The organism is Streptomyces hygroscopicus subsp. hygroscopicus (assembly GCF_001553455.1).
GTDB lineage: Bacteria > Actinomycetota > Actinomycetes > Streptomycetales > Streptomycetaceae > Streptomyces > Streptomyces hygroscopicus.
This window is the reverse complement of sequence record NZ_BBOX01000249.1, coordinates 1-9375: the sequence shown is the minus strand read 5'-3', so window position 1 is coordinate 9375 and position 9375 is coordinate 1. Positions and strand designations below refer to the sequence as shown.

The following is a 9375-nucleotide window of genomic DNA, read 5'->3' as shown; positions in this document are numbered from 1 at the left end:
CACCCTCTTCGGCCACGGCACCGAGGCGGGTGAGCGGCTCCTGGCCGTCACCTTCAACGACCTCGCCACGGCGGGCGGCGCCCGCATCCGCGAGGCCGAACTGGAGCGCGCCGGCGCCATCGCCGCCAATCCGCGGCTGCACCATGTGGTCGTCGCCGCGGGCGAAGAGGCCCTGCCGTACGCGGGCCTCGACACCGGCGCCCTCACCGACGAACCCGGCCCCTCCCTCGTCATCGCCGAACGCCATCGGCGCCGGCTCGCCGCGGGCAGCGCGGACCACTTCATCGGCCATGGCGCCCGCCAGGTGCTCGACGCCCACCCCGCGCGCCTCGCCGACCTGCTGCTCGACCGCCGCAGACGCCATCTGCTGCGCCCCGCCACCGCGCTCGCCAGGGCCGACGGCCCCTCCGCGCAGTCCTTCTTCGTGCCCTTCACGGTCTACCGGGCCGCGCGCCGGCTCGCCCGCACGTCCTACCGCGACGGCGTCCAGGAGGCCGCGGCGCGCCTGCTGGAGCGCCGCTTCGTCGACGACCAGGCGGCGCGCGGCCCGGGCGCCGTATCGGCCTCCCTCGCCGCCCTGACATGGTGCCGCCCCGGGCCCGCCGCCCGCTGGCTCACCGGAGAGACGCTCGCCGAGGTGTCCGTACGGCTGGAGGAGGCGGCCGTGCGCCCCGTGCTGCTGCGCCGCCCGGGGGAACGCCGCGCCGACGCCGCCCTGGCCCGATACGCGGCGGACCACCGGGTCTTCGAACAGGCCGCCGAGGTCCGCAGCCAGCGCCTGCACGCGCCCTTCCTCGACAACCAGGTCGTACGGGCCTGCCGCGCGCTCCCCGAAGCGCTTCGGGTGCAACCGGGGGCCCGCGCCGCGGTGCTGCGCGAGGTCCTCGCCGGGGCGGGCATCCGGGAGCTTCCCGCCGGCTGGGGCGCCACCTCCCACGCCGCCCACACCGCCGCCGCACGGACCGGCATGCGCGCCTGGACCGGCGAGCTGATGACCCTCTTCGACGCGCCGCTGCTGGCCGACGCGGGCCTGATCGAGGCCCGCGTCGTCCGTAAGGCGCTCCGCGCCGCCGCGCAGGGGGAGCGGCTGCCCCTGGACGGCCTGGCCGAACTCGTCTCCACCGAGGTCTGGCTGCGGCGGCTGCTGGCCCGCCGGGGCACCTGCTGGACGGGTACGGCGGCGCCACGGCAGCGGGCGGTCGCGGGCGGAGTGGTGCCGCGACCGAGCCTGTGACGGTTCGCGTAACGGGGGCGGCGCGCGGCCCCGCGTGGTACGGCGGCCCCGCGTGGTACGGCGCGGTACGGCGCACCGGGTGCCCCGCGCGGTACGGCCCGGTCCTGCCACGCCGGGAGTCGGCGGCTGTGAGGCGTATGAGGCCGGCGTTCTGAGGGCCGCCATGAGGTGCGCACGAGGTCGGCGTTCTGAGGGCGGCTATGGGGCGTATGAGGTCGGCGTTCTGGGAGCGGCCACAGGGCGTACGAGGCCGATGTCCTTACAGCTTCCATGGGGCGTGTGTGGGGCCGCGTCCTTACAGCGGCCATGAGGCGCGGGAGGCCACTGTTCTCAACTGTTCTTAGGGTGATGTGATGAACGGAACCTCTCGCCGCCGCGCCGCACCATCTCCCGGGCTGTGCCCGGTCCCCTAGCAGAATGGCCCTTGTGCGGTATCTGATACTCGGCACCACCGAAGCGCGCGACGGCCACGGAAACGCACTGCCCCTCGGCGGCCCCCGGATCCGGGCGCTGCTCGCCGCGCTCGCCGTACGGGCCGCACGTTCCGCCCCGGCCTCCGTCGACGTCCTGATCGACGAGATATGGGCCGACGACCCTCCGCACGACGCGCCCGCCGCGCTCCAGGCGCTCGTGGGCCGGCTGCGCCGGGTCATCGGCAGGGACGCCGTGGTCTCCTCACCCGGCGGCTACCGTCTCGCGACCGCCTCTCCCCAGGACGACGTCGACCTGTTGCGCTTCGAGCGGCTGACGAACGAGGGCATGAGCGCACTGGACGCCGGCGCCCCCGAGGCAGCCGCCGCCACCCTCCGTAAGGCGCTCGCCCTCTGGCGCGGCCCGGCCCTCGCCGATCTGCCGGACCGGAGCACGGCCGCCGCCCGTCCCGAGGCCCTCCGGCTGACCGCGCTGCACCGCTGGATCGACGCCGCCCTCGCGCTCGACCGCCCTACGGACGTCATACCGGAGCTGCGCGAGCTCGTCGCGGACCACCCGCTCGACGAGACGTTCCACGCCCAGCTGATCCGCGCGCTGCGGGCGGCCGGTCACTGTGCCGACGCCCTGGCCGCGTACGAGGACGTCCGCCGGGTCCTCGCCGACCGCCTCGGCACCGGTCCGGGGGCGGAGCTGAGGGAGCTGCACAGACAGCTGCTGGCGACGGACGCCGAGGCGGCCCCCCGGGAGCCGGGCGGCACGCACGGCGGCCCGTCCATCGCGGAGGGCGCTTCGCCGCGGGGTGGCGGCCGTGGCGGGAGCAGGAGCGGAAGCTCCGGAGGGGCCAGGGCTGGGGACCGGACCGACGGCCGGGGCGGGAGCCTGGCGAACCGCCGGGCCGAGCGCTCAGCCGACGGCCGGGCCGGGAGCGGGAGCGACCGCGGGGACGTCATCGTCAACCGCCGTAGGGGTGTGATCGGCGGTCGGCCCAGGGAGGCGAGAGACGGTCGGCCCAGGGACGCGACGGACGGCCGACCCACGGACGCGAGAGACAGCCGACCCACGGACGCGGCGGACGGCCGGGCCGGAGACGGGACCGATGGCCGGGGAGGGAGCCTGGCGAGCCGCCGGGCCGCAAGCCGGGCCGACGGCCGGGCCGCCGCCCGGGAGGCGGGTTCGCGCACGGCCGTGCCGCCTCTGCCGCACAGCAACCTCAGAGCCCGCCTCACCAGCTTCGTCGGCCGACAGACCGAGATCGGTGACATCCTCCGGGACCTGGTCGGCGCCCGGCTGGTCACCCTCACCGGCCCCGGCGGCTCCGGCAAGACCCGGCTCTCCGAAGAAGCCGCCGCGACCGTGACGGCCGACTATCCGGATGGCGTCTGGGTGGCCGAACTCGCCGCGCTCGACCAGCCCTCCGCCGTCCCCGGCGCCGTTCTGAGCGCGGTCGGCCGCCGTGCGACCACGCTGCTCGCCTCGGGGCTCGAGAGCCGTACCACCGGCGCGGACGGCAACGATCCGACCAACCTGCTCGTCGAGTACTGCGCAGACCGCCGGCTGCTGCTCCTGCTCGACAACTGCGAGCACGTCATCGACACCGCGGCCCGGCTGACCGAGACCCTGCTCGAGCACTGCCCGGGGGTGACCGTGCTCGCCACGAGCCGGGAGCCGCTGGGGGTGCCGGGCGAGATCGTCAGACCGGTGGAGCCGCTTCCGCCCGCCCCCGCCCACCAGCTGTTCGCCGAACGCGCCGCCACCGTACGGCCCGGGTTCGATCCGGCGGCCGACCCGGATACGTCTGCCGCGGTCGCGGAGATCTGTCATCGCCTGGACGGTCTGCCGCTGGCGATCGAGCTGGCCGCGGCGCGGCTGCGGCTGCTGACCCCACGGCAGATCGCGGACCGGCTGGACGACCGTTTCCGCCTGCTGACCAGCGGCAGCAGAACCGCGCTTCCCCGCCAGCAGACCTTGCGGGCCGTCGTCGACTGGTCCTGGTGCCTCCTCGACGAGCGCGAGCGCGCCGTGCTGCGCCGTGCCTCGGTCTTCTCGGGCGGGTGGACCCTGTCCGCGGCGGAGGCCGTGTGCGCGGACGGCCCGCCCGACGACAACGCCCTTACGGCGGACGCCGGCGCGACTGGTCCCACAACGGACGGCGTAGGCGCCTACCGCGTTCCTACGGACATCACGGCACACAGAGCCCCTACGGAGACCACGGCACACAGCGCCCTTACGGATGTGCCGACCCACGACCCCCTCACGGGCATGACAGCGCACAGCGCCCTTACGGACGTGACGACGGACGACGCCCTTACGGAGGGCACGGCGGGCCCGGAGGGCACGGCGGGCACGCGGGAGCCGGGCGACGCGGTTGCGTGCGCCGAGACGCGCGCCCCTATGCGCTCACATACGCCCTCCCACGTCCGGATCGCGTCCGCCGAGGTGCTGGAGCTGCTCGGGGCGCTGGTCGACAAGTCGCTCCTGGTCGTCGACCATCCCGCGCACGGTACAGCGGCGGGGCTCACCGGCCAGGCGGGCGGGGAGCCCCGCTACCGGATGCTGGAGACCGTCCACGAGTACGTCAGCGAGCGCGCCACCGAGGACCTGGCGGCCCGCGCCGACCACAACGCCGCCGTGGCCCGCCATACCGCCCACTTCCGGGACTTCATGCGCACCGCCGAGCCCCGTCTGCGTTCCGCCGGACAACTCCCATGGCTGCGCCTCGTCGAGGCCGACCTCGACAACATCCGCGCTGCGCTGCACCGCTCCCTGACCATCGCGGACGAGAACACCCTGTTCGCGCTCATCGGCGACTTGGCCTGGTTCTGGTGGCTGCGCAACTACCGGGACGAGGGCGCCGTCTGGATCGGCCGTGCCCTGGCCCTCGAGGGCGGCCGTCGAGGCACGGACCACGAGGGGGACGAGGCCCCGGACGGCGTCCAGCCGTTCGACCGGTTCCCCCAGGTCCCGGCCCGGGCTCCGGACGGGGTGGACGGCCTCGACGCGGAAACCACCCGGTACTGGCAGTTCATGGACCTGCGGCTGCTGTACTTCATCCTGCTCGCGGAACAGGGCAGCGGTCCGGATATGAGCGACCCCCGGGTCCGGGAGGCCGCCACACGCATACGTGACGCCTACGCGAGCCATCGAGGGCCCCGCAGCGCGCGCTTCCCCGGTCTGCTCTGGCCGTTCGTCACCTTCGCCTTGGGGGGTTTCTCCCGTGTGCTGCCGCTCTTGGACCAGACCGTGGCCGACTGCCGGAAGCACGGTGACGACTGGGCGCTCGGCATGGCGCTGATGTACCGCACTCACCTCGCCATCGACCTGCCGGGCGGCATCGAACGCGTCGACGACGACCTGGCCGAACTGCGCGCACTGACCGCCCGCGTCGGCGACCGCTGGATGCTCGCCCAGGTGGAGGGCGCACGCGGCGAGACCGCCTGCCATCGGGGCCGGTTCGCGGAGGCGAAGGCCGCCTATGAGAGGGCATGGCACCTCGCGCAGGAGATCGGCGCGCAGACCGAGGTGCCGTTCCTCGTCACCCGCCTCGCCGATCTGGCCCTCCACGAGAAGGACATGGAGGGCGCGCTGAGGCTGCTGGACCGCTCGGCACAGGAGGCGGAGCGCTGTGGCACCCACGACGTGCAGGCGTTCAACCTCATGCTGCGCGGCCTGGTCGGGCTGTTGCGCGGCGATCTGGCCCAGGCACGGGCCTACTGCGAGGCTGCGCGGGACCAAGCGTGGCGCGGCACCCCGCCGCCGCAGTTCTGGGTCGTGATCAACGGCCTGGACGGCCGTATCACCGGCGCGGAGGGCGATCTGCCCGGCGGACTGCGCAAACTGCGGAACACTTTGCGCGACGGCCTTGAGGGCAGCTCCATGGAGCTGCTGCTGGCCCATCAGGCGGAGTCGGCGGCGGAGATCCTGGCACGGTGCGGACAGGAGCGGCTCGCCGCGCGGCTACTGGGTGCCGCCGACGGCTGGCGCGGCCGTCTGCCGCGCTCACCACTGGTGGCCGAGGACATCGACACGACCGTGACGCGCGTCACCGAGGCGCTGGGCCGTGAAGCGGTCGAGCAGCTGCGCACCGAGAGCATGACACTGACCCCCGAGCGGGTCATCCGCCTGCTCGACGAGGTGCTGACCTCTCTCGACGCGCCCGAGGCGACCGACCGGACCGACGCGCCCGACGCGCCCGACGCGCCCGACGTGCCCGAGGTGACCGAGGTGCCCGAGGTGACCGACGCGCCCGAGGCGATCCACGTGCCCCACGAGACCGACCCGACCGACGCCCCGCCCGAGGCGGAGGCCGTCGTCCCTGCCGGGACCGCAGGCCGTGCCCGGACCGCAGGCCGGGCCGGGACGGTGAGCCGTGCCGCGACCGCCCGGCCTGCCGGAACCGCAGGCTGTACCGGAACCGAAAACCCTGCCGGTACCGCCGACCCGGGCTCCGCTCCGCCGCCCGCCCGCTGACACGGGCACGCGCAGGCGCGGCGCCCCGGCCGACAACCGCGCGTCCTCACCCCCACGGCTCCTCCGCGGCCCGCGGAGGAGCCGTGGGCTCACATGGAGCGGGCGTGCGGCGGGCGTGGCGCACCCCTGCACGCGGAGCATGCGCCGCACCCCTGCATACGAGGGCGCGGCGACCCCCGCCGCCTGGAACCGGTGAAGGGAACGCGACCCCCGCCGCCTGGAACCGGCGAAGGCAACGCGGCCTCCGCCGCCTGGAACTGGCGAAGGCAACGCGGCCTCCGCCGCCTGGAACCGGTGAAGGGAACGCGACCCCGCCGTCCCGCCCACCGGGCCGACAGGAAGCCGACCTCCTCGCGGACGGCCCCACGGCAAGCAACCCGCCCGGCAAGGCCCGTCGGAGGTCGCCGACCTCGGAAGTCACTGACCCCGGAGGACACCGGCCCCAAAGTTCACCGGTCTCCGAGCGTCACCGCCCCCGAACGTCACCACCCCCCAACGTCCTGCCCGGCGCCGAGGCGGCGTGGACGCCACTCCCGGGCCCACGGCCTCACCCCACGGGGCCCCCACGGGGCCACCCCACGGCCTCACCCCACGGGGCGCGACCGCAGCCCGTCCAGCAGGATGTCCAGCAGCCGGGATGACGCCGCGGCCTGCTGCGCCGCGTCCGGCAGCGAGGGCGCCGCCGTGGCGATCACCAGCAGCACATCGGCGACCGTCACGTCCGGGCGCAGCTCGCCCGCCGCTCGTGCCCGCTCCACCAGTTGCCCGACGACTTCCAGTAGCGCCGCGGCGCCCGCGTCGTCCGGCTCGTCCTCAGTCGCGGTCGGCCGCTCGACCAGCCGCAGCTCCGGCTGGGCCGGAGCGGCTAACGCTGCCGGCCGCTGCTGCGGCAGGCGGATCTCGGTCTCCACGTCGACCCCGACCCGCAGCACTTGCGGCGGCAGCAGCCGGCCCGCGCCGGACGCCACCGAGGTGCGCAGGAACCGGGCCAGCGCGGACCACGGTTCGTTCTCCTGACCCAGCGCCGCCCGCGCCTGATCGGTCAGCCTTGCCGTCTCCTCCTCGGCTATGCGGCGCACCAGCACGTCCTTGCTGGGAAACCGCCGGTAGACGGTGCCCACCCCGACCCGCGCCCGGCGTGCCACGTCCTCCATCGGAGCTCCGTACCCCAGCTCACCGAAGACTTCGCGGGCCGCCCGCAGGACGTGCTCCAGATTGCGCTGCGCGTCCACGCGCAGCGGTGTGTTCCGTCCGCCGTTTCCGTCCGACGCGACGGCTGCGGACCATGACGAACCCTGAAGGTGCATAAGTGATCCCCCGGTAATGACGTCTCCCCCCGGAGACTCCCCGCCCAGACTGCCGGGGCAGTCACAACCCCGACGCAGTACGAACATAGTTGAGCCCAGGTCAAGAAAGAAGAGGGTAGCTCGGGACAGAACGCCCCCTGATTGGAGCAGAGGACCGGCTTTTTCCGACTCCCCACCCGTCGGTCAGTACTCACCCCCGGGCTGACCTGCGGACATTTCGTACGTGTAACCGATTCCGCACCGCGGGACGAGCCGCCTCGTCCGGTCACACAATTCGTCGGGCCTGTGGACAAACCGCGGACGCGCGTGCCTCATGGGAGGGTGAAGGAACCTGCGCGCATTCTCGTTGTCGGCGGTGGCTACGTCGGGATGTACGCCGCGCTGGGCCTCCAGCGGAAGCTGAAGCGTGAGCTGAGGCACGGCGCCGTACAGGTCATCGTGGTCGACCCCGAGCCGTACATGACCTATCAGCCGTTCCTGCCCGAGGCGGCAGCCGGATCGATCTCGCCGCGCCATGTCGTGGTGCCGTTGCGCCGGGTCCTGCCCGACTGCACGGTCGTCATCGGTGAGGCCACCGCGATCCACCACGGCAAACGCACCGCGACCGTGAGAACCCTCGCCACGGAGGAAGAGGGCACCGGCACGGTCGACATCCACTACGACGAGCTGGTGCTGGCCCCCGGATCCGTGTCCCGCACCCTCCCGGTCCCCGGCCTCGCCGAGTACGGCATCGGCTTCAAGACCGTCGAGGAGGCCATCGGGCTGCGCAACCATGTCCTCGAACAGCTGGACATCGCCTCGTCGACCCGGGACCCCGATGTCCGCGACGCGGCGCTGACCTTCGTCTTCGTCGGCGGCGGATACGCGGGCGTCGAGGCGCTCGGCGAGCTGGAGGACATGGCCCGGTTCGCCGTCCGCTACTACCACAACATCGCCCCCGAGGACCTGAAGTGGATCCTCGTCGAGGCCACCGACCGGATCCTTCCGGAGGTCGGCGAGGAGATGGGCAAGTACGCCCTCCGGGAGCTGCGCGACCGCAATATCGACGTCCGGCTGGAGACCCGCCTGGAGTCCTGCGCCGACCGGATCGCCGCACTGAGTGACGGCTCGCGCTTCCCCACCCGCACGCTCGTGTGGACCGCGGGCGTCAAACCGCATCCGGTCCTCGCCTCCAGCGATCTGCCGCTGAACGGGCGCGGCCGGCTCACCTGCACCCCGGCGCTCCAGGTGGCGGGCGTGGAGCACGCCTGGGCGGCGGGGGACGCCGCGGCGATCCCCGATCTGACGGCCGACCGGCCCGGTGCGGAGTGCGCCCCCAACGCACAGCACGCCGTCCGCCAGGCCAGGGTGCTCGCCGGGAACGTGCTCGCCTCGCTCGCCGGCCGGCCGCTCACGGACTACGCGCACAAGTACGCGGGCTCCGTGGCCTCCCTGGGGCTCCACAGAGGCGTCGCGCACGTCTACGGGCGCAAGCTGAAGGGCTATCCGGCCTGGTTCATGCACCGCGCCTACCACCTCAGCCGGGTGCCGACGTTCAACCGTAAGGCGCGCGTGCTGGCCGAGTGGATCCTGTCGGGACTGTTCAAACGGGAGATCGTCTCGCTGGGGTCGCTGGAGAACCCGCGCGCCGAGTTCAAACTCGCCGCCGACACCGGCCGCCATCCCGAGGCCAGTTGAGCCAATCGGGGCGGAGCCGGGAACTCCCCTCCCACGATCGGCGTCTCACGGATGTCAGTCCGGTCGGCCACACTGGACGTGTGACCATGGGTGGGCTCGTATCTGCAAAGAGTGACAACCGCGAGGATTCGGAAGTTTGCCGCATTCCCCTGGGGGCCGTCCCCCGTACCCGCACCCATCTCCCCGATCCCGCGCCGGCGCGCTGCTCAGCCACCACCCCACGAGGTAATCCGCAGTGAACTTCACGCGCTGGAGCGC

At 73.6% G+C, this 9375-nt stretch carries 4 protein-coding genes; 3 read left to right on the top strand and 1 reads right to left on the bottom strand.

Annotated elements, in window-relative coordinates:
• Positions 1-1234, top strand: a 1234-nt coding sequence (locus AXW62_RS24400; protein ID WP_252368708.1) for an asparagine synthase-related protein, incomplete at its 5' end; no start/stop codon positions are given.
• Between the two features lie 426 nt (positions 1235-1660).
• A complete protein-coding gene (locus tag AXW62_RS46040) occupies positions 1661-6133 on the top strand; it encodes an AfsR/SARP family transcriptional regulator (RefSeq protein ID WP_252368709.1) in 4473 nt (1490 codons plus the stop codon).
• A 584-nt stretch (positions 6134-6717) separates the two neighbouring features.
• On the opposite strand, the gene AXW62_RS24390 is transcribed toward AXW62_RS46040, so the two are convergent.
• The gene (locus AXW62_RS24390; RefSeq protein WP_030843268.1) at positions 6718-7440 is read right to left on the bottom strand and encodes a TetR/AcrR family transcriptional regulator; all 723 of its coding nucleotides are present in this window, start codon (positions 7438-7440) and stop codon (positions 6718-6720) included.
• 321 nt (positions 7441-7761) lie between these two features.
• On the opposite strand from AXW62_RS24390, the gene AXW62_RS24385 reads away from it, so the two are divergent.
• A complete protein-coding gene (locus tag AXW62_RS24385) occupies positions 7762-9117 on the top strand; it encodes an NAD(P)/FAD-dependent oxidoreductase (RefSeq protein ID WP_030843271.1) in 1356 nt (451 codons plus the stop codon).
• Positions 9118-9375 lie beyond the last annotated feature (258 nt).